The 22,686-nt window shown below is 72.3% G+C and carries 17 protein-coding genes, 1 tRNA gene and 1 riboswitch; of the genes, 5 read left to right on the forward strand and 13 right to left on the reverse strand.

Going from position 1 to position 22,686, the window contains the following annotated elements:
- A partial coding sequence (locus tag IF651_RS07545) for an Ig-like domain-containing protein (RefSeq protein WP_191828506.1) occupies window positions 1–4,191 on the forward strand: 4,191 nt, incomplete at its 5' end.
- Between the two features lie 34 nt (window positions 4,192–4,225).
- On the opposite strand, the gene IF651_RS07550 is transcribed toward IF651_RS07545, so the two are convergent.
- The gene (locus tag IF651_RS07550; RefSeq protein WP_191828507.1) at window positions 4,226–5,005 is read right to left on the reverse strand and encodes a TenA family protein; all 780 of its coding nucleotides are present in this window, start codon (window positions 5,003–5,005) and stop codon (window positions 4,226–4,228) included.
- Window positions 4,996–5,132: riboswitch (TPP riboswitch) on the reverse strand. Its footprint overlaps the gene before it by 10 nt.
- A 63-nt stretch (window positions 5,133–5,195) precedes the next feature.
- On the opposite strand from IF651_RS07550, the gene IF651_RS07555 reads away from it, so the two are divergent.
- The gene (locus IF651_RS07555; protein ID WP_191828508.1) at window positions 5,196–5,558 is read left to right on the forward strand and encodes a glyoxalase superfamily protein; all 363 of its coding nucleotides are present in this window, start codon (window positions 5,196–5,198) and stop codon (window positions 5,556–5,558) included.
- A 47-nt stretch (window positions 5,559–5,605) separates the two neighbouring features.
- Here IF651_RS07555 and IF651_RS07560 read toward each other — a convergent pair whose 3' ends face one another.
- The 7 genes from IF651_RS07560 to IF651_RS07590 form a co-directional block, all read right to left on the reverse strand.
- Window positions 5,606–5,998, reverse strand: coding sequence for a hypothetical protein (locus IF651_RS07560; protein ID WP_191828509.1), 393 nt, complete (start codon window positions 5,996–5,998; stop codon window positions 5,606–5,608).
- A 115-nt stretch (window positions 5,999–6,113) separates the two neighbouring features.
- Window positions 6,114–6,187: transfer RNA gene (locus tag IF651_RS07565), tRNA-Leu, on the reverse strand.
- A gap of 98 nt (window positions 6,188–6,285) precedes the next feature.
- Window positions 6,286–7,854, reverse strand: coding sequence for an NAD(P)/FAD-dependent oxidoreductase (locus IF651_RS07570; RefSeq protein ID WP_191828510.1), 1,569 nt, complete (start codon window positions 7,852–7,854; stop codon window positions 6,286–6,288).
- Window positions 7,855–7,954: 100 nt separating this feature from the next.
- Entirely contained in the window at window positions 7,955–9,547 is a 1,593-nt protein-coding gene (locus IF651_RS07575) for a Na+/H+ antiporter (protein WP_191828511.1), read from the reverse strand.
- Between the two features lie 224 nt (window positions 9,548–9,771).
- Window positions 9,772–11,181 (reverse strand): hypothetical protein, encoded by a 1,410-nt coding sequence (locus IF651_RS07580; RefSeq protein ID WP_191828512.1) that lies wholly within the window; start codon window positions 11,179–11,181, stop codon window positions 9,772–9,774.
- Window positions 11,181–11,513 carry a PadR family transcriptional regulator gene (locus IF651_RS07585; protein ID WP_191828513.1) on the reverse strand — a complete coding sequence of 111 codons (333 nt, stop codon included), beginning with the start codon at window positions 11,511–11,513 and terminating at the stop codon, window positions 11,181–11,183. Before IF651_RS07585 ends, IF651_RS07580 begins: the two co-directional genes overlap by 1 nt.
- A 142-nt stretch (window positions 11,514–11,655) precedes the next feature.
- Entirely contained in the window at window positions 11,656–12,672 is a 1,017-nt protein-coding gene (locus IF651_RS07590) for a Ppx/GppA phosphatase family protein (protein ID WP_191828514.1), read from the reverse strand.
- A gap of 168 nt (window positions 12,673–12,840) precedes the next feature.
- Here IF651_RS07590 and IF651_RS07595 point away from each other — a divergent pair, with 168 nt between their 5' ends.
- A complete protein-coding gene (locus tag IF651_RS07595; RefSeq protein ID WP_191828515.1) occupies window positions 12,841–14,982 on the forward strand; it encodes a SpoIIE family protein phosphatase in 2,142 nt (713 codons plus the stop codon).
- A gap of 18 nt (window positions 14,983–15,000) precedes the next feature.
- Here the strand turns inward: IF651_RS07595 and IF651_RS07600 are convergent, their stop codons facing one another.
- The 4 genes from IF651_RS07600 to IF651_RS07615 form a co-directional block, all read right to left on the reverse strand.
- Window positions 15,001–15,531, reverse strand: a complete 531-nt coding sequence (locus IF651_RS07600) for a DUF501 domain-containing protein (protein WP_422110461.1) — start codon at window positions 15,529–15,531, stop codon at window positions 15,001–15,003.
- A 57-nt stretch (window positions 15,532–15,588) separates the two neighbouring features.
- Window positions 15,589–16,320 (reverse strand): septum formation initiator family protein, encoded by a 732-nt coding sequence (locus tag IF651_RS18190; RefSeq protein ID WP_191828516.1) that lies wholly within the window; start codon window positions 16,318–16,320, stop codon window positions 15,589–15,591.
- Window positions 16,321–16,504: 184 nt separating this feature from the next.
- Window positions 16,505–17,785 carry a phosphopyruvate hydratase gene (eno, locus tag IF651_RS07610; protein ID WP_191828517.1) on the reverse strand — a complete coding sequence of 427 codons (1,281 nt, stop codon included), beginning with the start codon at window positions 17,783–17,785 and terminating at the stop codon, window positions 16,505–16,507.
- Between the two features lie 186 nt (window positions 17,786–17,971).
- A complete protein-coding gene (locus IF651_RS07615) occupies window positions 17,972–18,697 on the reverse strand; it encodes a nucleoside triphosphate pyrophosphohydrolase (protein WP_206715226.1) in 726 nt (241 codons plus the stop codon).
- Between the two features lie 383 nt (window positions 18,698–19,080).
- Here IF651_RS07615 and IF651_RS07620 point away from each other — a divergent pair, with 383 nt between their 5' ends.
- Window positions 19,081–19,299: a PLD nuclease N-terminal domain-containing protein gene (locus tag IF651_RS07620; RefSeq protein ID WP_191828519.1), complete on the forward strand. Its 219-nt coding sequence runs from the start codon at window positions 19,081–19,083 to the stop codon at window positions 19,297–19,299.
- Window positions 19,300–19,318: 19 nt separating this feature from the next.
- On the opposite strand, the gene IF651_RS07625 is transcribed toward IF651_RS07620, so the two are convergent.
- Entirely contained in the window at window positions 19,319–20,437 is a 1,119-nt protein-coding gene (locus tag IF651_RS07625; RefSeq protein WP_191828520.1) for an acyltransferase family protein, read from the reverse strand.
- 185 nt (window positions 20,438–20,622) lie between these two features.
- Here IF651_RS07625 and IF651_RS07630 point away from each other — a divergent pair, with 185 nt between their 5' ends.
- A complete protein-coding gene (locus IF651_RS07630; RefSeq protein ID WP_191828521.1) occupies window positions 20,623–22,686 on the forward strand; it encodes an acyltransferase family protein in 2,064 nt (687 codons plus the stop codon).

Genomic DNA, 22,686 nt, shown 5'->3' on the forward strand with positions numbered 1-22,686 from the left:
TCCGACGTCGACGAGCACGACAAGGCGCTCGTCACGGCCAACCTCGACGCGGGGACCTTCCGGTTCGTCTCTGACGAGCCGGGTTCGTACGACCTGACGTACCAGGTCACCGACGGCCCGAACGCGACGACGGGTCTGGTGCGGGTCGACGTGACCTCGCCGGACGACGCGTCCGGGGCGCCGGTCGTGGTGACGGACACCGCGATGCTGCCCACCGGGGGCAAGACCCTGGTCGACGTGCTCGCCAACGACACCGACCCCGCGGGCGGGGTGCTCGTGGTGCAGTCGGTCCAGGTCCCCGACGACGCCGGCGTCTCGGTCGCGGTCCTCGCCCACCAGATGCTGCGCATCACCGAGATCCGGCGCCTCGACGGGCCGGTGACGATCGGGTACACCGTGTCCAACGGCACCGAGACGTCGACGGGACAGGTGCGCGTCGTGCCCGTACCGGCCCCGACGAAGCTGCAGCCGCCGAACGCGGCCGCCGACTCGGTCACCGTCCACACCGGCGACGTCGTGACGATCCCCGTCCTGCGCAACGACACCCACCCCGACGGGCTCGAGCTGTCCCTGCAGGGTGAGCTCGAGCAGGAGGTGGAACCCACGCTCGGCGAGGCGTTCGTGTCCGAGGACACGCTGCGGTTCAAGGCCCTGTCGGAGTCGGGCACGGCACACGCGATCTACCGGGTGCGCGACGTCAACGGGCAGGAGGACTCGGCGCAGGTCACGATCCACGTCCGGGACGGGCAGGAGAACGAGCCACCGCAGCCTCGCGACGTCGAGGCACGCGTCCTGTCCGGGGCTTCGACCCGCGTGGACGTTCCCGTCCACGGCATCGACCCCGACGGGGACTCCGTCCTGGTGACGGGTGTCGCGTCCGCACCGAGCAAGGGGACGGCGCGGATCGTCGACGGGTACCTCGAGTACACGGCGTCGAAGAACGCGGTCGGTCTCGACACGTTCACGTACACGGTGCTCGACGCGCGCGGTGCGACGGCGACCGGGGCGGTGCGGGTCGGGATCTCGAAGCCCGCCGACCAGAACCAGTCACCGGTCGCGGTCGACGACGAGGTCACGGTCCGCCCTGACCGCACCGTCGCGATCGCGGCGCTGCGCAACGACACCGACCCCGACGGCGACCAGATCGCGCTCGTACCCTCCGAGCTCGACGACTCCCAGGGCATGGACCCCGAGGTCGTCGGCGACCGCGTCGTGGTGACCACCCCGGCCGACGAAGGCGCCTACACGTTCTACTACGCGATCCAGGACACCTACGGCGCCCGCGGATCCGGAGCGATCACGGTGGACGTCGCCGACGACGCCCCCCTGCTGCCCCCGGTCGCGCGCGACGACGCCGTGCAGGTCGAGGACATCCTCGGCGAGACGCAGGTCCCGGTCGCGGTCCTCGACAACGACGACGACCCCGACGGTGCCGCGAGCGATCTCACCGTCACGGCGGACGCGGAGACCGCCACCGTCGACGACGAGGGCCGACTCGTGGTCACGCTGACCGAGCAGCGCCAGGTCCTCACCTACACGGTGACGGACGTGGACGGGCTGACGGCCAAGGCCTTCGTCAAGGTCCCGGGCCTGACCGACCAGGCACCCACGTTGCGCCCGGGGACCTCGCTCGAGGTCCAGGCCGGGGATTCGCTCGACATCGACATCACCGACCACGTGCTCGTGGTCGACGGTCGCACGCCACGGCTGACGACGGAGGACGCGGTCACGGCGACCGAGGGCGCACGCGAGGTCACGTCCGTCACCGCGATCACGTACACCCCGAAGGCCGACTACCACGGCCCTGCGGCGGTGTCGTTCGAGGTCACCGACGGTTCCGGCCCGGACGACCCGGAGGGCAGCACGTCGCTGCTGACCATCCCGATCACGGTCCTGCCGCCGGAGAACCTGCCGCCCGAGGTGCAGGACCCGACGCTCGAGGTCGCAGCCGGCGAGGAAGCCTCGGTCGATCTCGCCCGCTTCGCGACCGACCCCGACGACGACTCCCTCGCCTTCCGGGCGACCGGTCAGGCCCAGGGCGTCACGACGAGCCTCGAGGGCTCGACCCTGCACGCCCAGGCCACGCCCGAGACGCCGAAGGGCACCGTCGTGCAGGTCCCGATCAGCGTGACGGACGCCCAGAACCCGCCCGTCGAGGCCACCGCCCGTCTCACCGTGGTCGCCTCCACGCGTCCGCTCGCCCGTGCCAACGACGACAGCGTCGACGACGCCCACCAGGGCAGCCAGACCTCAGTCCCCGTCCTGGCGAACGACTCCAACCCCTTCCCCGAGACCCCGCTGACCCTGACCCAGGCCACCGTGGAGACCGGTCAGGGGTCCGCTTCCGTGGCAGGAGACCAGGTCTCGGTCACCCCGCGCGACGACTACGTGGGCGTGATGGTCGTGCGCTACCGCGTCCAGGACGCGACGAAGGATCCGGACCGCGAGGTCGAGGGCCGCGTCCAGCTCACCGTGCTCGGCAAGCCCGAGGCGCCCGCGACCCCGGAGGTCGAGGAGGTCCGCTCCGAGACCGTCGTGCTGTCCTGGGACCCGCCGAACAACAACGGCGCCGACATCACCGCCTACACCGTGGCTTCCCAGAACGGGTACACCAAGGAGTGCGGGACCACGACCTGCACCCTGGACGGGCTGACCAACGACGTCGAGTACACCTTCACCGTGCTCGCGACCAACGACGTCGGCGACGGACCGAAGTCCCCGCCGTCGCCCGTCGCGCGACCGGACCAGAAGCCCGACCCGCCCGCCGCACCCTCCCTCGAATTCGGAGACAAGGCCCTGACCGTCTCCTGGACCAACAAGACCTACACCGACCGGTCCCCGATCGACTGCGTCAACCTGCGCATCTCCCCGGCACCGTCGGGTGGTGCGACGGACAAGACGTGCGTGACGGGCACCTCCACCACGTGGGACGGCCTGACCAACGGCCAGGCCTACACGGTCCAGGTCCAGGCCGAGAACGACGCCCCGGACCCCTCCGACTGGGGCGATGCGTCCGCGGCGGAGACCCCCGCGGGCAAGCCTGCCGCGCCCGCGAAGCCGAACGCGCGACGGACGTCGATCGGGACCACGTCGCAGATGGAGGTGTCCTGGGCCGCGCCGAGCTCGAACGGTGCCGCGATCTCGTCGTACACGATCGAGGTCCTCCAGGGCGGCTCTGCCGTCAAGACCGTGACCGCCGGCGGCGGGGCGACGTCCACGACCATCGGCGTCGCAGCCGACACGACGGGCTACACGTTCCGGGTGCGCGCGCACAACAAGGCGACGGACAAGTTCGGGAACGCCGAGTACTCGCCCGCCTCGAACCCGGTGCGGGCGTTCGCCACGCCGGGCGCGGTCTCGAACCTGAGCGCCGACGCAACCGGGAAGAACGGGCAGATCCAGCTCGCGTTCGGCGCCGCGTCCGGCAAGGGTGTCAAGGCCGAGGAGATCACCTACGAGTACAACGCCGGCGGCGGCTGGCAGAAGCTCGGTGCGAACAAGATCGTGGGCGGGCTGACGAACGGCACGAGCTACACGATCGCGGTGCGCGCGGTGGCAGGTGTCGACGGCGCCAACGAAGCAGGCCAGGGCACGAACGCCAACGGCGAGAAGCCGTACGGCCCGATCCCGGCGCCCACCGTCTCCGCGACAGGTGGCAAGGAGTCGGTGTCGTTCAGCTGGTCCACGTCGGGCAACGGGCGCGGCTACTCGGTGTCCGTGACCGGCGCCACGACCTCGAGCGCCACGTCGGGCTCGAAGACGGTGAGCGCCGGGTTCTCCGACACCAAGAAGATCTGCGTCAAGGTCACGCCGACAGAGGGCGCGGCCAAGGAGAAGTGCGCCTCGGCCACGTCGGACAAGAAGCCCGAGCCGGTGCTCCGGGCGTACGTGGGCTCGAAGCACCAGTCGAGCACCTGCAGCAACGCGTCGTGCGCGATCGTCGACCTCTCGATCTCCGGCGCGACGCCGAACACCACCTTCACCGCGTCCTGCTGGACGAGCCACAACGGCGATCACATGTTCGAGGGGACCAAGACCTACTCCTACGACCGCCAGAATCGGACGCTGAAGACGGACGGGAACGGGAACTTCCCGCGGACCCAGATGTGGTGCCACTACGGGCAGCCCGGGGCGCAGGTCTGGATCAAGACGAACAAGTTCGGCAACTCGCGCAGCGTCACCTGGGGATGACACCGACCGGCCGCCCGTTCTGCTCAGTGGCGGGTCACCAGGTCTCGAGCGTCTGTGCCATCTGCCAGAACCGGATCTCGTGCCGGCAGCTCAGCTCGAACGCACGCTCCATGCGCGCCCGCTCGGCCTCGCCGGCGTCGGCGGCGAGCGCGTCGATCCGGCCGCGCAGGTCTGCGAGGGTCTCCTCGGTGCGCTCGGCGGCGTAGAACTCCCACCACCCCGCGAGCGGGTGGTCGTCCGCGACCGTCGACGCACCGTCCGCACCGACCGGGCGCTCGGCGAGCCAGAACCGGCGCGCCGACCAGATGTAGGTCCACGGGCACGGCAAGAGCGAGGCCAGGAGCACGCCGAGCGAGTCGTGACCGCACGCGAGCATGTGGTCGATGTACGCCTGGGCGCTCGGCGCGAGACGGTTCGTCTGCGCCTCGGCGTACGGCACGCCGAGGAACTCGCACATCGCGTGGTGGGCGTGGGACTCGTCGTCGAGCAGGAACCCGGCCTTGTCGTGGAACCAGCCCGCCCAGTCGCGGTCCGGCGCGAGGGACATACCGAGCCCGTAGCAGCGCAGGTACGCGGTGAGGTACTGGTGGTCCTGTCCGACGTAGTGCCGGACGGCGTCCCGAGCGACCGTCCCGTCCCGCAGCCCGGCGAGGAACGGGTGGTCGTAGAACTCGGCGAACAGGTGCGCGTACCGGCGACCCAGGTCGGCCGTGAAGCCCACCTCGTCGGCGGCGACGAGAACCCTGGGACCGCTCGTGCTGGTGGCCGCGGTCGTGGTGGGGTCGGTCAGGGTGATGGCAGCAGGCGTCGTCATGCCCACGTTCCTCCGCTCGTGCTAGCGAGATCAGGTTCGACGGGTCCGAGCGGCCTTCCCGCTCGTCTCAGTCCCGACGCCCCTGTCGTGCGTGCACGACCCGGGCGGGACACCCCGCGTGGTTCACCGGCACCCTAGCAGCGGCGGCGCCCGGCGCGCGGTGGCCGCCACCGGGGTAGACGATGGGCAGGTGTTCACGAGCCTGTTCCCGATACTCACCGTGAGCGACGTCGAGCGGTCGCTCGGGTTCTACCGCGACCTGCTGGGGGGCACGGTGGAGTACGCCTTCCCGCCGGACGGCACCCCGGTCTACGTGAGCGTGCTCGTGGGCTCGTCACCGCTCGGCGTCGGGCTCGACGACGGGTTCTCCCCCGGCGGGGTCGGTGCCACCACGCTCTGGGTGTACGTCGACGACTGCGAGCGCGCCGTGGAGCACCTCGCGGCCGCGGGGGTGCACGTGCTCGATCCGCCGGCCGACCAGCCGTGGGGCGAGCGTGTCGCACGGGTGCAGGACCCGGACGGCAACGTCGTCGTCCTCGGCCAGCGACAGTAGCCGATCCCCGTGCCCGGACCGGGCTTCTCGTGGTCCTGGGCGTCGGATCAGGAGTCGCGAAGCACCGTGTCGATCAGCCAGAAGCTCCGGATCCGCTCCCGAGTGGTCGGGTCCAGGCGCCGACGGGGGCTCGTGGACCCGCTCGCATGCACCCGCAGCCAGACCCGGACGTCGGCTGCGTTGGCGTGGATCTCCCGAGCGAACTCGTCGACCGTGGGCCATCCGGACGGGGGTGTTCGGACCTGCGGGCCGATACGTGCCGCGTGCAGGTCCTCTCCCAGTGCCATCGCCTCGGCCGGGCTCCCGAACCCACCGATCCGCCCGGCCATCACCTCGGGCTTGACCAGGCACCACTCGTCGCCCCGCCGCACGACGGAGTACGTGCCGTAGATCGTCTGGGCGACGTAGTCGTCGCCCCTTGCCCCCCAGCAAAGCCTCATGAGGACACTTTAGACAGGAGAGCGGTGAACTTTCAGCGTCAGGTCGGCAGAAGTGCCTGATCGTCACCTGATCGTTAACTGAACGTCTGTCCAGTCCCGGTGGCACGCGGCGCTGTGCCCCCACCGGGACTCGAACCCGGACCACGCCGGGTTTAAGCCGGCTGCCTCTGCCAGTTGGGCCATGGGGGCGCGGGCCCGAATCTACCCGCTGCGCGACGAGGGGCGAGGTGCTGTACGCACCTCGCCCCTCGTCGTCGGGCAGCGGGCAGCCGGACGCCGCCGCAGCGTCAGGAGGTCTTGCCGGCCGGCGTCTTCTCGTCCGACTCGATCGAGGCGGTCCCGGACTCGGCGCTGGCCGCGGAACCCTGCGCGGACTGCTCGACCGCGCCGGCGTCCTTCTTCGGAGGGACGGACGCCTGGCGGAACTCGGCGCGCGGGTCGTGCAGGGAGCCGAGCGAGACGAGCTCGCGTCCCATGAGGAACTGGCCGATCCACCCGATGAAGATGCGGATCTTGCGGTTCCCCGTCGGCATCGCGAGCACGTGGTAGCTGCGGTGCATCAACCATGCGGGGACCCCACGGAGCTTGAACACGCCGAACAGCTCGGCGACGCCCTTGTACAGGCCGAGCGACGCGACCGTACCGACGCTCTTGTGGCGGTACTCGACGGGCTCGTCGCTGTGCAGCTCGAGCGCGAGGTTGTCGGCCAGGCGGTTCGCCTGACGGATCGCGTGCTGGGCGTTCGGCGGGCAGAACTTGCCCGGGTTGAGGACGTCCGGGACGGCGGCGCAGTCGCCGGCCGACCAGGCGTTCGGGACGAGGTTGCCCTCCGCGTCCTCGACCTGCAGCGTGGGCCGCACGGTGAGCCGGCCCATCTTGTCGGTCGGGAGGTCCGACGCGTCCTTGATGACCGGGTTCGCCTTGACGCCGGCGGTCCACACGACGGTGTCGGAGTCGAACTCGACCCCGGTGGACGTGACGACGTGCCCGCCCTCGCAGGACGACAGGAACGTGCTGAGGTGGAACTCGATGCCACGCTTCTTCAGCTCGTCGAGCGCGTACCCCGCCATGGGCTCGCTCAGCTCGGGAAGGATGCGACCGGCGCCCTCGATCATGACGAAGCGCAGGTCGCTCTCCTCGATCGTGGCGTAGTTGCGCGTGGCGTACCGGGCCATGTCCTCGATCTCGGCGAGCGCCTCGATGCCCGCGAACCCGCCGCCGACGAACGTGAACGTCAGCATGCGGCGCCGCAGCGCCTCGTCCCACGTGGACGACGCGACGTCCATCCGGTTCAGGACGTGGTTGCGGACCGCGATGGCCTCCTCCACGTTCTTGAAGCCGATCGCGGTCTCCGCGAGCCCGGGGATGGGCAGCGTGCGCGACACGGAGCCGAGACCGACGATCAGGTGGTCGTAGGTGACCGAGTAGTCGTCGCCCTCCTCCGGGCGGATGGTGACGCTGCGCCGCCCGTGGTCGATCGCGACGACCTTGCCCTGCAGCACGTCGATGCCCTTGAGCGCACGGCGGTGCGGAGCGACGACGTCGCGCCCGTCGATCGAGCCCGCCGCCGCCTCGGGCAGGAACGGGGCATAGGTCATGTACGGACGCGGGTCCACGACGACGATCGCCGCCTCGCGGCGACCGAGCTTCTTGCGCAGCCGGCGCGCCGCGTACAGGCCCACCGAACCGCCACCGAGCACGACGACGCGCGGCACCTTGCGGGGCCGCGGCGAGGCCGCGCGGGGGCCGACCGTCGTCGCCGTCGAGGGCGACGACGCGACGTGCGCCGCCGCCGACGTCGATCCGTTCGGCGCGTCCTGGGCATGGCTGACCGAGGTCAGGTCATTCTGAGGCATGGTTCCAGAGTATTACTCCTGAGGGCATGGGCACGCCGAAGCGTCCGCCCAGCGGGCGTGACGCGCGGCACTGCGACGGTCCCGGGAGCGACGTCGCAGGTCAGAGCATCTCGCGGACGGCACGAGTCTCGACGTCGTCGAGCACGGTGTCGGCCGCCTCCGCGCTCACCTGCCCTCGACCGCGCGCCTCGATCACGTGATCCCGCTCGGCCTCGGCGCCGCGACGCAGCAGGTCCTCGACCGCCCGCTCGTCGCCGTCGTCGCCCTCGTCGTGGTCCGCGCCGTGCCGCGCCTCGAGCAACGCGTCCTGCGCATCGATGCGACCCTCGTACTGGAGCTCGACGGCGCGACGCACCCGGTCCGGGTAGGGCTTGCCGTCGTCGTCCTCGGTCGCGTCCCGCACGACGTACAGCCCGGCGACCGCGGCCTCGCGCCGCAGCGTCGCCGCCTCGGCGTGCGAGTCCGACTCCGACCCGACGCGCAAGGCCTTGACCAGGGGGGCGAGCGTGAGCCCCTGGAGCACGAGGGTCACCAGGACGCAGACGAGCGCGATGAAGACGATGCCGCTGCGGTGCGGGAAGTCGCCGCCGCCGTCGACCACGTGCGGCAGCGCGAGCGCGCTCGCGACCGTCACGACGCCGCGCATCCCCGCCCAGGACACGACCGTCGCCTCGGGGGTCGAGGCCGGCTCGGCTCCTGGCCGCCCCGCCCCGCGCGCGAGACGTCGCAGCCACGTCACGGGGAAGACCCACGCGAAGCGCACGACGACCAGGACGGCCGCCAGCGCGAGCGCCGTCCAGATCGTGGCGGTGCGGTCGTCGCTCCCGTCGCGCAGGACGGCCGTCAGCTCGAACCCGATGAAGACGAAGACGAAGCTGGTGATGAGGAAGTCGGCGAAGTCCCACACCGAGCGACCGAGCAGCCAGCCCGCGGACGTCACGGCGTCGTGGCTGGTCACACGCAGGTACAGGCCCAGCGCGAGGACGGCGAGCACACCCGAGCCGCCGAGCTCCTCGGCGCCGAGGTACACGGCGAACGGGACGGCGATCGTGACCACCGTCTCCGGGGCCGCCTGGTGCAGGTACCTCAGGGCGAGCCGGGTCAGCCCGCCGGCGACCAGCCCGACGACGATGCCGACGACGATCGCGAGGACGAGCTCGAGCCCGATCTCGCCGGCGCTCACGCCCCCGGCGACCACGGCCGCGACGGCGAGGTTGTACATCACGAGCGCGGTCGCGTCGTTGAACATCCCCTCGCCCTCGAGCACCGCGACCATGCGCCCCGGCAGCCGCAGGCGCCGCGCCACGGCGGTCGCCGCGACCGGGTCGGGCGGTGCGATCACGGCACCGAGCACGATCGCCGGCCCCCACGGGAGCCCCAGCGCGTGCGCGACCACGGCCGCGCACGCGGCCGTGGCGATCGTGAGCCCGACCGCGAGCAGCAGGATCGGGCTCGCGTTGCGCCGGTAGTCGTGGACCGAGGCGCGCTGGGTCGCCGCGAACAGCAAGGGCGGGAGCACGACGGGCAGGATGTACTCGGGGTCGAGCCGCAGCTCCGGGACGCCGGGGACGAGCGGCACCGCGAGCCCGAAGACGGTCAGCAGCACCGGCGCAGGGATGCGCACCCGGTCGGCGAGCGGGGTGAGGACGACGATGCCGGCGAGCAGCACGGCCACGAGCAGCGCGGTGGGCACGGCACCTCCAGCGACGTTCGGGACGACGGAGACCACACGGCCACCGACCTGCCGACACGCTAGCGCCCCCCACCCGCACCCCGCAGCACCACCCCGCGCTCGCACCCTCCGATCCGTGCCGAGACGTGAGCCGGCGCCCCCGATACCAGCAGATCAGGGGCGGCAGCTCACGTCTCGACGGTTCAGGCAGGGCGGTCAGAGGGGTGTGGGGCGCGGTGGGCGTGTCAGCCGTCCGCCTCGAGGACAGGGGACGGGGCGGTTCCGCTCGGGGTGTCCTCGCTGTCCGTGTCGACCTTCGGGTCGTTCTTCCCGTCGCTCCCCGTGCCGCCGGTGTCTTCCGTGCCGGTGGTGCCCTGGGTGCCGGTGGTGCCCTGGGTGCCGGTGGTGTCCCGGGTGCCGGTGGTGTCCTCGGCGTCGCCGGAGCCGCCGTCCCCCGGAGCCGTCGGACCGGTGGCGGGGATCGCCGTCGGCGCCTTGAGGAACGGCCACGGCATGGCCTGCGTCGCAGCGCCGGTCGCCGGAACCGGTCGGACCGGTTCGCCGCTCCCGTCGCCGTCGGGATGGTCGACGTCCTGCTCGTCGACGGCGCGCAGCGGGTAGACGTTCCAGCGCTCGCGCCCGTCCGCGGCCAGGGCCGGCTGGAAGTACCACGCGCCCTCGACGTCGGGCACCGACCACGCCTGGAACGCGCCGTCGTCGGTCACGGTGCGGACGGGGCGGCCTCGATCGTCGAAGACCTGCACGTCGCGCACCGGGTCGCCGTCGGCGTCGTAGACGAACAGGTTGGACACCTGCATGCCGTCGACCCATACGCCGTCGGCACCGGGGTCCGCGAAGCCGTCGTACGCGACCGGCTGCGTGCCGGCGTATCCGGCCGCCTCGTCGTAGCCCTGCTGGTAGCCCTGCGCGTAGCTCGCGGTGGTCGTCGGCGCCGCGGCCGCGTGCCACGCGACGGGCAGCCCGACGACGGCAAGGGCGACGGAGGCGTAGCGCAGCGCGCGCGGCATCCACGACAGCGGCAGCCACCGGCCGCGGCCCCACTGCACGCTCACGACGACCAGGGCCACGAGGAAGAGCCGCGCCGAACCGTCGGGCGGGAGCGGTGCGACGCCGTAGCCGCCGAAGACCGCGAGCAGGATCGTCGCAGCGAGCCAGCCGCGCAGGACCCACCACACAGGGGTGAGCGCGCGGCAGAACTCCCGGAAGGCCGCCCACTGCGGCGTCGAGGTGACCGGTCGCCACAGCGCGAGCCACCGCCCGGCGAGCGAGTGCCCGAGGGTCCGGACACCACCTCGCACGCCGGGCCGGTGCCGCACGTCGGGCGCCTCGCGCGGTACGAGGCCTGCGGCCGCCCGCAGCTCGGCCGCGTACCTGTCGGCCGCCCCGAACAGCACGGTCAGGTCGAGCGCCACGTCCTCCTGCCCTTCGGGCGCGGTCCGGCGGGGCAGCGCGCCGGGTGCGTCGACGACCGCGTCGGCGAGGTTCGCCTCGAGCCCGTCGGTGAGCTCCTCGACCTGCTCGGGCCGCAGGTCGGCGAGGTGCGCGCGCACCTGGTCGGCGTACGCGCGGACGTGGTCGTAGAAGGCGAGGCCCGCGGCGGGGCCGGCGTACGGCGTCGGGCGTGTCGCGGGCATCAGGCGGCCACCTCTCCGGTGCGCAGGAGCGCCGTCATGGTGCCGGTGAACTTCTGCCACTCCTTGCGGTGCAGGTCGAGCGCAGCCCGGCCGTTGGCGTTGATCCCGTAGTACTTGCGGTGCGGCCCGGCGTCGGACGGGACCACGTACGTGGTCAGCGCGCCGCCCGCGTACAGGCGCCGCAGGGTGCCGTAGACCGACGCGTCCCCCACGTCCTCCAACCCCGCCGCGCGCAGCCGGCGCACGACGTCGTACCCGTACCCGTCCTCGTCCTCGACGACCGCGAGCACCGCGGCGTCGAGCACCCCCTTGAGCAGCTGTGTGGTGTCCATCCGACCCCTCCGTCGACGATCTGCCGGCACCCCGGCACCCGGGAACCAACCCGCACCTCGCACGCTACCGCGCGATACACACTAGTGTCCACTGTTGACATCAGCCCCCCGAGTCCCCACGAGCCGAGAAGTGAGTTGGGCTCTAGGCCTGGGACCAGGCGATGCCGTCGAGGATGTCGTGCTCGCTCGTGACGACCTCGGTCAGGGATCCCCCTGCGGCGGCGACGTCGTCGTGCACCCGGCGGACGACCTCCGACCACACGAGCGCGCCCGCGCCGATCACGTCGATGCGACCCGGGTGCATGAACCCGAGCGAGGCGCGCTCGGCGCGGGTGCGGTGCAGCAGGTCGTCGCACGCCGCGAGCACCGTCTCGACCGGCAGCACGGCGCCGTTGATCCGGTCGCGGTCGTACGCAGCCAGACCGAGCGCGTGCGCCGTCACCGTGGTCACGGACCCCGCGAGCCCGACGAGCGTCACCGCCCGTCCGAGCGGCACGACGCCGGCCGCCTCGTCCAGCGCGGCGCGCACGTCGGCGCGGGCAGCCGCCTCCTCGTCCGGGGTCGGCGGGTCGGAGCGCAGGTGCCGCTCGGTCATCCGCACGCACCCGACGTCCATCGAGAACGCCGCGTCGGGCGTCGCCGTCCCGAGCACGAGCTCGGTCGACCCTCCCCCGAGGTCCACGACCACGTACGGCCCGGGGCGCACCGCCGCGACGGTCGACGTCGCGCCGCGGAACGACAGCGCCGCCTCCTCCTCCCCCGAGACGACCTCGGGCTCGACGCCCAGCGCGTCCAGCACGCCGGCCACGAACTCGTCGCGGTTCTGCGCGTCCCGGGTGGCAGACGTGGCGACGAACCGCACGCGCGTCGCCCCGAGGTCCGCGATCACCGCGGCGTAGCGCCGCGCGGCGTCGAGAGTGCGCTCGAGCGCCTCCGGTGCGAGCCGACCGGTCCGGTCCACCCCTTGACCGAGCCGCACGACCTCCATGCGACGGTCCCGGTCGACGAGCGTGCCCGCGACCGGGTCGACGTCGGCGACGAGCAGGCGGATGGAGTTGGTCCCGCAGTCGATCGCGGCGACGCGGGACGCTCCCGGAAGCACCGGGGACGCCGCAGGTGCCGGCGACGCGGAGGACGGGGAGCTGGAGCCAGTGGTCATGCGAACAGGGTGCCATCCGGACCGTCCACGATGCGTGTCGGGCCCAGCGCGCGGAGTCTGGAGCCCGGAGCAACCACGATGCAGATCGGGACGCGCGCTGCCGTACGCTGTACCGCCCGCACCACTGCGGGCGCGGCGACCCCGCGACGTGCTGCAAGGAGACTGACGATGCTCGATCCCGGGGGCGAGAGGCGTGACCTGTCGCCGGACGCCGTCGTGTCGTTCGAGCTCGGGGACGCGCGCGCCGACCGTCGCGACCTGCTCGATGCCGCGGCTCGTGCGGCCGGTCTCGGGACGTTCCGGTGGGACCTGACGACCGGCGCGCTGCACTGGGACGCCACGCTCCTGGAGGTCTTCGGCTACGACGAGGACACGTTCGGCGGCACGATCGCGGCGTTCAACGCACGCCTGCACCCGGACGACGTCCCGCCCGTCTCGGCCGCGCTCGACGCCGCGATCGGTGCCTGCGGCGTGTACGAGGCCGAGTTCCGCGTCCAGCGGCCGGACGGCAGCACGAGATGGTTGTCCGCGCGGGGTCGCGCCCAGCCGCACGCCTCCGACCCGTCCGGCCCGGCGTGCGAGGTCGTCGGCGTGGCGACGGACATCACCGCCCTGCGCCGGGGCGACGAGCGGGTCCAGCAGATCCTCGAGGACATGTCGATCGGCTACTTCTGGCTCGACCCGGACTGGCGGTTCGGCTACGTCAACAGCGAGGCGGAGCACATCCTCGACAGCCCGCACGGCGCCCTGCTCGGCGGGGTGATCTGGGAGCTGTTCCCCGCCGCGGTCGGCACCGTGCTCGAGGAGAGCTGTCGCGGCGTGGCGCGCGACGGCCAGACCGTCGTGTTCGACGCGTACTACCCCGAGCCGCTCGACGACTGGTACGAGGTCCGCGCCGTGCCCGAGCGCGGCGGGGTCGCCGTCTACTTCACGGTCGTCTCCGAGCGACGCCGCGCGCTCGATCTCGCCCAGCAGGCGCAGGCGCGGTCGCAGCTCCTCGCAGCGGTGGCCACCGACCTCGCCGAGACCCTCGACCCCGTCCGCGCGCTCGAGGTCGTGCTTCCCCACCTCGTGCCCGCGGTCGCGGACTTCGCCATCGCCAGCGTCCTGGACGACGGTGCCGCCGACTGGCAGCAACGGCTCCACGACGTCGCGGGGCTGCACCGCGACCCCGAGAAGGCCCCGGTGCTCGCGGAGTACGTCGCCCTCCGTGTCCCTGCGCTCTCGCGCACGTCGCTCATCGCGCAGGCGGTCGGCGGCGCACCGCAGGCGCTCTACACCGGTCTGCCCGAGCCGGGCGACCTCGTCGAGCCGGGGCGCGCCCAGGACCTGCTGGTGCGCCTGACCCCGCACGCGATCGTGGTGCTGCCGCTACGAGGCCGCGGGCACACCCGTGGGCTGGTCACCCTGATGCGCGGCGAGGAGCGGGGCGCCTACACGGAGGCCGAGCTCGCGACGCTGCGCGAGGTCGTGGCGCAGATCGGGCTGGCCCTGGACAACGCACGCCTGCACGCGGCCCAGCGTGACCTCGCCGAGGAGCTGCAGCGGAGCCTGCTGACGGAGCTGCCCGAGCCCGACCATCTGCACCTCGTGGCGCGGTACGTCCCGGCCGCGGCGACCGGGGCCCAGATCGGCGGCGACTGGTACGACGCCTTCATGGTCCGGGACGGTACGACCTGCCTGGTCATCGGCGACGTCACGGGCCACGACCTGCGGGCCGCGGTCTCGATGGCGCAGGTCCGCAACGTCCTGCGGGGCGGGGCGCACGCCGTCGTGCAACCGCCCGGCGCGATCCTCTCCGCCCTGGACTGGGCCGTGCACGACCTCGGCGTCGGCACGATCGTCACCGGGATCCTCGCGAAGCTCGAGCAGGACGACGAGCTCGCGGCGCGCGGCCTGCGGCGCCTGCGCTGGTCGAGCGCCGGCCATCTGCCGCCGCTGCTGATCCGCCCCGACGGACGGGCCGAGCTGCTCGAGCGCCGGAACGACCTTCCCGTGGGACTGCGAGCGCACGTCGACCGGCACGACCACACGGAGCTCCTCGACCCCGGCTCGACCCTCCTGCTGTACACCGACGGCCTCGTCGAGCGCCGCGGAGAGTCGCTGCGGACCGGGCTGGAGCGGCTGCGCCGCACCGCCGAGGGTCTCAGCGGGCTGTCTCTCGAGGACCTGTGCGACCGGCTCATCGAGGACCTTGCCGGTGCGGGCGAGGACGATGTCGCGCTGCTCGGGGTGCACGCGCACCCGCAGGACCGGCCGCGTCCGCCCGAGGCAGGGCCCGAGGTCCTCCCGATCGAGGGGCCCGGCTGACCGGTCCGGGGCGAGGGATCAGCAGGTGCAGCGGTCAGGGCGCCAGACGCCACGGACGCGTGCGAGCGCCTCGTCGCCGAGCGGGTTGACGCCCGGGCCCGCGGCGAGCGAGTGCCCGACGAGGACGTGCAGGCACTTCACCCGCGTCGGCATGCCACCGGCGGAGATCCCGTCGATCTCCTCGACGTGGCCGAGGGCGGCGCGCTGTGCCAGGTAGTGCTCGTGCGCCCGGCGGTACGCGGCCGCGAGACCGTCGTCCTCGGCCAGCCGGTCCGTCATCTCCTTCATGACGCCGTTCGCCTCGAGCGTCGACGCCGCTGCGACCGCACCGGGGTGCGTGAGGTAGAACGTCGTCGGGAACGGGGTCCCGTTCTCCAGGCGCGGGGCTGTGCGCACGACGAGCGGGCGGCCGCACGCACAGCGGGCCGCGATCCCCACGACGCCGCGCGGGGTCCGGCCCAGCTGGGCGGACAGCACCTCGAGGTCGTGCGCGGTCACCGCGGCGGCAGGGTCGTCGGCGGGGATGGCGAGGCGGGCGTCGGTCGTCACGGTCCCATTGTCCCCGCTCCGGGGCCGTGCCCGTGGACCTCTACCGATCCAGCCGGACTAGGGCGCCGCGGGTCCGCTGTCGTCGACCGGCTGGTCACCCGCGACCTGCACCGACGTCCAGATCGCGTCGTACCACGGGGTGCCCTCGTCGAAGCCGCGCACCGGGCCGTCGCCGACCGCCTCGCCCGTGACGGGGTCGATGTCGTCCACCACCGACTCCGGGTCCAGCACGCGCCACGGCCGGTCCCCCGGCATGACGAAGTTCAGTCGGTCGCGCGCCTCCTGCTCGACGAAGCGCGTGTCGTCCCAGCGGCCGAGCTGGGACTCGAGCTCGTCGTGCTCCTCCTCGGCCTGCGCGAGCTCGTCGCGCATCCCGTTCAGCTCGCCCTGCTGCGCCACGTAGGCGCGCACGGTCGGCAGCAGCAGGACGAGGGAGAGCAGCAGGACGACGGACAGCACGAGCGTGCGGACCGTGACCACCTCGGGCAGGAGGAACCCGTAACGGCTGCGCCGACGCACCTCCGGGGCAGGACCCGTGGGCCGACGCCGCGGGGGCCGGCTCGCCGGCCGACGTGCGGGTGGCGTCGGGGCGCGGCCGCTCGCGGTGCGTCCGGGCGTCGCGGACGACGACGTCCCGGACGTGCCGGGCGCCTTCTTCGTCCCGCCGGACGCGGCCCCGGACACCCTCGTGCCCGAGGTCTTCGTCCCGGTCGAGCGAGGTCCCGACGCCCCCCGCCCGCCCGGGCGCGGCGACGAGCCGGGGCGCGGAGGGCGACGTGAGGAGGGCACGCGTCGATTGTGCCGTCCCGAGGCGCGCCGCCCGCGCAGCCCGCCCGGCGCGCCGGACGAACGTGCCGTACCCGACACGAGTTCTTCACCGCTCGCCGCCGGTCCGGACGTGCCGGGGCCCGGCGGACCACATGGTCCGCCGGGCCCCGGGATGCACGCGGCGTGCGTGCGGTGCTGCGACGTGTCAGGCGTTCCAGCGCGGGAACGCGCTCCGACCGGCGTAGCGCGCGGCGTCGTCCAGCGCCTCCTCGATGCGCAGGAGCTGGTTGTACTTGCTGATGCGCTCGCCACGGGCGGGGGCACCGGTCTTGATCTGGCCGGCGTTCGTCGCGACGGACAGGTCGGCGATCGTGGTGTCCTCGGTCTCGCCCGAGCGGTGCGAGGTCATCGTGGTGAACCCGTTGCGCTGCGCGAGCTCGACGGCGTCGAGCGTCTCGGTGAGCGTGCCGATCTGGTTGAGCTTGACCAGCAGGGAGTTCGCGGACTTGAGCTCGATGCCCTTGGCGAGACGCTCCGGGTTGGTGACGAACAGGTCGTCGCCGACGATCTGCACCTTGTCACCGATACGGGCCATGAGCGCGCTCCAGCCCTCCCAGTCGTCCTCGGCCAGCGGGTCCTCGATGGACACCAGCGGGTAGTCCGCGACGAGCTGCTCGTAGTACTCGATCATGAAGGCGGCCTGCTTCGGCTCGCCCTCGAACGTGTACTTGTCGTCCTCGAAGAACTCCGTCGCGGCGACGTCGAGAGCGAGCCCGACGTCCGTGCCGGGCGTGTAGCCGGCCTTCTCGATGGCGACGATGATGAGGTCGAGCGCGTCGCGGTTGCTCGGCAGGTTCGGCGCGAAGCCGCCCTCGTCGCCGAGGCCGGTCGCGAGGCCCTTCTCCTTGAGCACGCCCTTGAGCGCGTGGTAGACCTCGGCGCCCATGCGCAGCGCCTCGCGGAACGAGGTCGCGCCGATCGGCGCGATCATGAACTCCTGGATGTCGACGTTCGAGTCGGCGTGCGACCCGCCGTTGAGGATGTTCATCATCGGCACGGGCAGGACGTGCGCGTTGGGGCCGCCGACGTAGCGGTACAGGTCCAGGCCGGCGCTCTTCGCGGCAGCCTTGGCGACGGCGAGCGAGACGCCGAGGATCGCGTTGGCGCCCAGCTTGCCCTTGTTCGGGGTGCCGTCGAGGTCGATGAGCGCGGCGTCGATGAGGCGCTGGTCCTCGGCCTCGAAGCCGATCAGCTCGGGGGCGATGTCGTCGATGACGGCGTTGACCGCGCCCTCGACGCCCTTGCCCAGGTAGCGGGCGGACTCTCCGTCACGACGCTCGACGGCCTCGAACGCACCGGTCGACGCGCCCGAGGGCACGGCAGCGCGGGCGAACGTCCCGTCGTCCAGGACGACCTCGACCTCGACGGTCGGGTTCCCTCGGGAGTCGAGGATCTCGCGCGCGCCGACGGCTTCGATGGTGGCCACAAGTGCTCCTTAGCAGCAGGGCTCGCAGGCGCTGGAGGCACGGCCTCCTCGGGGATGGTCACCCGAGCGCACCGGGGTGCGCGCCCGCGACGGTGGTGGGTTGACGCCCCCAGCGTAGTGCTCCGACGAGGCGTGCGCCCCTGCGTCCGCCCCTCGGGCGACAGCGGTGACCTTCCGTGGACGCGCTCAGGTCCTTCGTCCCACGTCCTGGGCGTCTGCGGGCGCGCGCTCGGCGGCGGCGATCGCCGACTCGACGCGACGCAGCTCGGCGCGCAGCGCGGCCTCCGCGTCGAGGCCGGCCGCCTCCGCGCGCGCGACGAGCGCGAACAGCTTGTGTCCCAGGCCCGACACGCCGGTCGCGTCCGCCGCGTGCGTCGTGACCGTCGCGCCCGACGGCGCCGCAGCAGCCTCCCCCACGACGTGGCCGAGACCGCCGCGTCCGGCCCGCGACACGACCTTCTGCGCGCGCGCGAGCGCGCCCTGGGTGTGCGAGATCCCTTCGAGGACGGAGTCTCGCTGCTTCTCCGTCTTCTTGATGGCGTCCCACTGGACGTGCAGGTCGCCGAGCGTGGCCGCCTGCCCGTCGTCGGCGAAGACGTGCGGGTGACGGCGCACGAGCTTGGCGACGAGGTCGGCCGCGACGTCGTCCACCGTGAACGGGTCTGCCTCCTCGCTCGCGATCCGCGCGTGGAACAGGACCTGCAGCAGGACGTCGCCGAGCTCCTCACGCACACCAGCGTGGTCACCCGTCTCAATCGCCTCGGCGAGCTCGTGCGCCTCCTCGAGCAGGTAGTGCACGAGCGACTCGTGGGTCTGCTCGCGGTCCCACGGGCACCCACCGGGCGAGTAGAGACGGTCCATGACCGCGACGGCGTCGCGCAGCACGTCGCCAGAACTCTCGAAACCTGCCATGCCACCCATGGTAGGGAGCCCCGTCGACCATGCGCCCCTGCCCCGTCGACCATGCTGGTGCGGACCGTCATGAGGGCAGGGTGCTCCACAACGGCATGCTCGCCGGTGTACTTTCCTCGCGATGCGTGGCTGGGGTCCGAGACGTTGTCGTGCGCCGACAGCGGTGCCCACACCGTGCCGGAACGAGAGAATCCCGATCCCCATCCCGGCGGCGGAGGGCCTCACGGATCCTCGAGACCGCGCAAGATCCCGCGGGTGCCGATGCGGTCGCCCCACGTCAGTCCCCGAGCGCGGCCCTGGTCGCTGTTCGACGCGCGCGTGGGTCGCTCGAGGCTTAGCGTCGAGCGGGCCGAGCATGCCGAACACCACGAGAGGACAGCACCATGGGCAAGCACCGCCGCTGGAAGGACCTCACCACGGGTCAGAAGACCGCCGTCGGGATCGTCGGCCTGGCCCAGCTCGCGCTGACCGCGAGCGCCTACCGGGACCTGCTCAACCGGCCGGACGACAAGGTCAACGGGACCAAGGTCGCGTGGGGCATCGCGCTGCTCGTGAACTGGGTGGGCCCAATCGCGTACTACCTCGACGGTCGCAAGGACTGACGCCCTCGGAACGCGTCCCTCAGGAGGAGACCGCCGAGACCGAGCCGTCCGGCGCGACGCCGGAGCGACGGGACGGGAAGCGCGTGCGGCCCTGCCGGTGCGCGGGCATCTCGACGAATCGGTACATGATCGCGGCGAGCGCCGTCACCAGGGCGAAGCACAGTGCGCCGCACACGAAGAACCGGACGACCCAGCCACCCGGGACCAGCGCCACCAGCGCTCCGCAGAGGAGCAGGACGGGCTGGTGCAACAGGTAGAAGCTGAAGGACCTCGCTCCGAACCACTCGAGCGCGGTGCGGCCCAGCACCTGCCCCGTAGGCCCGGACACGACGAGCACCGCGGCGACCCCCACGGCACCCCAGGTGACCTTCTGGACGGGGACGGACAGCCCGATCGTGTAGACGAGGACCCCGCCGGCGAGCAGGACGACGAGCGACGAGAGCGCGACGGGCGTGGACGGCCCGCGCCCGCGACGTACGACGTCGGCCGTGACCATCCCCGCGACGAACTGGATCAAGCACGCGGGCAGTGCATGGCTGTCGCCCAGATAGGGCGTGTCCCCCAGACGCCCGGCGACCTCCCAGCCGACGGACAGGACCAGTGCGACGCCGAGCAACGCGACGTTCCCCCAACGGCGCCACACCAGGACGAGCAGGGGGAACACGAGGTAGAGCTGGATCTCCAGCGACACGCTCCACAGGGAGCCGTTGATCGTCCCGAGCGTCGGGGGGAACCAGGTCTGCATGCCGATCGCGTGCACGGCGATGTCGGTGCCGTCCGCCGGACGCGACACGACCAGCGGCCAGGTGGCCGGCAGCACTGCGAGGGCGGTCGCGATCGCGAGCGCCACGTAGTACGGGGGCAGGATCCTCCAGGCTCGACGCCCGTAGAACGTCCGTGTCGCCAAGAGCCGGTGCGCGGCGAGGACCGGGAGCCCGAGGCAGAACCCTGAGATGACGATGAAGACGTCGACGCCGTGCGTCCCGTTGCTCAGCAGGTTCAGGAGCATCTTCGGTGGATCGCCGAGAGCCCAGTAGCCGCCGATGTGGCAGGCGAAGACGGCGAACGCCGCGAGACCGCGCAGGGAGTCGACACCGCCGAGGCGTCTGCTGCTCGGGGGTGGGGCTTCAACCGTCACCTGCTCGCCTCTCCCTGTCCACGGCGGAGCATCCTCCTCCGGGACGCTACGGCCAGGACGATCGTCACGGAGGCGCTGGGACGGGTGAAATCCACGGGAGACCGGGTGAATCCGCCGTCGCGCACTCGTGGTGCTCCCGGGTCCGGGGAAGACTCGCCGGAGCCGACGACGAGAGAAGACCTTGCATGCCGAGCTCCCTTGCCGAGACCAGCCCGCGCCGCCGCTACGTCGCGGAGCTGCAGGGACTGCGCGGCCTGGCGCTCCTGCTCGTCGTGGTCTTCCACCTCTTCGGCCAAGGGCGGGTGTCCGGCGGCGTGGACGTGTTCCTCGTGGTCTCGGCCTTCCTCTGCACGCTCACCGTCACGTCACGTCTCGACGACGGGACGTTCGCCCCGAGCCGCCAGGTCGGCCGGACCTTCTGGCGGCTCCTGCCGCTGTCGTTGCTGGTGCTCGCGGTGGTGGCGCTGCTCACCGCGCTGGTGCTCCCCGCGACCCGATGGCCCGGCATCGCGCAGCAGGTCGCTGCCTCAGCCGTGGGCCTCGAGAACTGGGAGCTCGTCCGGACGGGGCTCTCGTACGGGGGCGCGGGCCCGTCCGCCAATCCCCTGCAGCACTTCTGGTCGCTGTCGGTCCAGCTGCAGTTCCTCGTCGTGTGGCCTCTCGTCCTCCTCGGCGTCCACCGGTTCGCGCGCCGCACCGGCGTGCCCGCACGCCGCGCGGTCGCCGGACTCGTCGGCGCGATGACGCTCTTGTCCTTCGCGCACGCCGCCGTCACGTCGGTGACGGACCAGGACGTCGCGTACTACAGCACCTTCACACGCTTCTGGGAGCTCGGGATCGGTGCCGCGCTGGCACTCGTCTTCCCGTACCTCCGGCTTCCGCGTCGGCTGGGTGGGGTGCTGGTGGTCGGCGGCCTCCTGCTCCTCGTCACCTGCGGATTCGTGCTAGACGGCGGGTCGCTCTTCCCGGGCCCCTGGGCGCTCTGGCCGGTGGGTGCAGCCTCCTTGGTCATCGTCGGATCCGCGGGCGGGTCGCCGCTCGCCCGCCGGCTGCTCGACAACCGCCCCTGGCGCGTCGTGGCGGACAGCTCCTACGCGCTCTATCTGTGGCACTGGCCGGTCATGGTGTTCTACCTCGCCTATCGCTTCCACCTCGAGCTCGGCTACCGCGGCGCGGTCCTCGTCCTCCTCGTGTCGTGCGCGCTCGCCTGGGCGACCACACGTCTCGTCGAGCGGCCGCTGCGCTCGACGTTCTCGAGGATCGCGCCGCGGCGCTCGATCCTCGTCGTCGCGGCCGCGTGCCTCACCGTCGCTCTCGGGGGTCTCGGCGTGACGACGTCGATCCACACGAAGGTCCAGGACGAGCTCGTCCTGGCTGCCGACCGCTCGACCTACGTCGGCGCACGAGCGCTCCACGAGGGTGCTGACGGTGGCGAGCAACCGCCGAGGCCCGCTCCCGAGCTGGCGGCCTTCGACAAGCCGGTCGACGACTCGTGCGTCCAGTCGCACCTCGACGCACCGCGCTACGACGCCGTCGTCCGGTGCCCTCTCACGACCGGAGCCCAGGACGCGCCACGGCTCGCGCTGGTCGGCGGCTCGCACATCGAGCAGTGGATCCCCGCTGCCGTCGCCGTCGCAGAACGACATGGCTGGTCGGTGACCGCCATGATCAAGCACGGCTGTCGGCTCGGCGTCGAGACACCCTCCCCTCCGGACCGGCCGGCATGCGGGCGATGGAGTGCGAACGCGATGGAGGAGCTGACCAGCGAGCCCCCGGACCTCGTCCTCCTGAGCGGGACCTGGACCGGCACGTCGGGGGTGGAACGCCCCCCGGACGAAGGTCAGATTCTGGCGTGGGACGAGCTGGTCCTCGAAGGGGTCGACGTCGTCGCTCTTCGCGACACACCGCGCTTCGCATGGTCGGTCCCCGAGTGCCTGCTCGAGAACGGCACCCCCGATCCGTGTGCCAAGCACCGCGACCTCGTGTACGCGGAATGGAGCACCGTCCGGGCGCCCGCGACCGATGCGCACCAGCTCGACGTGTCCGAGCTCTTCTGCAGCGCCCGGGCGTGCTCCGCGGTCATCGGCAACGTCGTCGCCTACCAGGACCGGGACCACCTGACCGCGACCTACGCCCGGACGCTCACCGGGGCGCTCGACGCAGAGCTCCAAGAGCTCGGCCTGTCGATCCATGTCGAGGGCCCCGAGCCCGGGAGCGTCACCAAGGTCCCGACCGAGAGCCCGGGCTGA

Origin of the sequence: Cellulosimicrobium arenosum, from assembly GCF_014837295.1 — a bacterium.
In the GTDB taxonomy this organism is placed as follows: Bacteria; Actinomycetota; Actinomycetes; order Actinomycetales; family Cellulomonadaceae; genus Cellulosimicrobium; species Cellulosimicrobium arenosum.

What these genes read in the sequence shown, in the direction of transcription:
- IF651_RS07585 (WP_191828513.1), bottom strand. Translation starts at nt 11,513, where the DNA reads ATGGACACCACACAGCTGCTCAAGGGGGTGCTCGACGCCGCGGTGCTC.
- IF651_RS07620 (WP_191828519.1), top strand. Translation starts at nt 19,081, where the DNA reads ATGGGCAAGCACCGCCGCTGGAAGGACCTCACCACGGGTCAGAAGACC.
- IF651_RS07550 (WP_191828507.1), bottom strand. Translation starts at nt 5,005, where the DNA reads ATGACGACGCCTGCTGCCATCACCCTGACCGACCCCACCACGACCGCG.
- IF651_RS07580 (WP_191828512.1), bottom strand. Translation starts at nt 11,181, where the DNA reads ATGCCCGCGACACGCCCGACGCCGTACGCCGGCCCCGCCGCGGGCCTC.
- IF651_RS07590 (WP_191828514.1), bottom strand. Translation starts at nt 12,672, where the DNA reads ATGACCACTGGCTCCAGCTCCCCGTCCTCCGCGTCGCCGGCACCTGCG.
- IF651_RS07595 (WP_191828515.1), top strand. Translation starts at nt 12,841, where the DNA reads ATGCTCGATCCCGGGGGCGAGAGGCGTGACCTGTCGCCGGACGCCGTC.
- IF651_RS07560 (WP_191828509.1), bottom strand. Translation starts at nt 5,998, where the DNA reads ATGAGGCTTTGCTGGGGGGCAAGGGGCGACGACTACGTCGCCCAGACG.
- IF651_RS07630 (WP_191828521.1), top strand. Translation starts at nt 20,623, where the DNA reads ATGCCGAGCTCCCTTGCCGAGACCAGCCCGCGCCGCCGCTACGTCGCG.
- IF651_RS07570 (WP_191828510.1), bottom strand. Translation starts at nt 7,854, where the DNA reads ATGCCTCAGAATGACCTGACCTCGGTCAGCCATGCCCAGGACGCGCCG.
- IF651_RS07615 (WP_206715226.1), bottom strand. Translation starts at nt 18,697, where the DNA reads ATGGCAGGTTTCGAGAGTTCTGGCGACGTGCTGCGCGACGCCGTCGCG.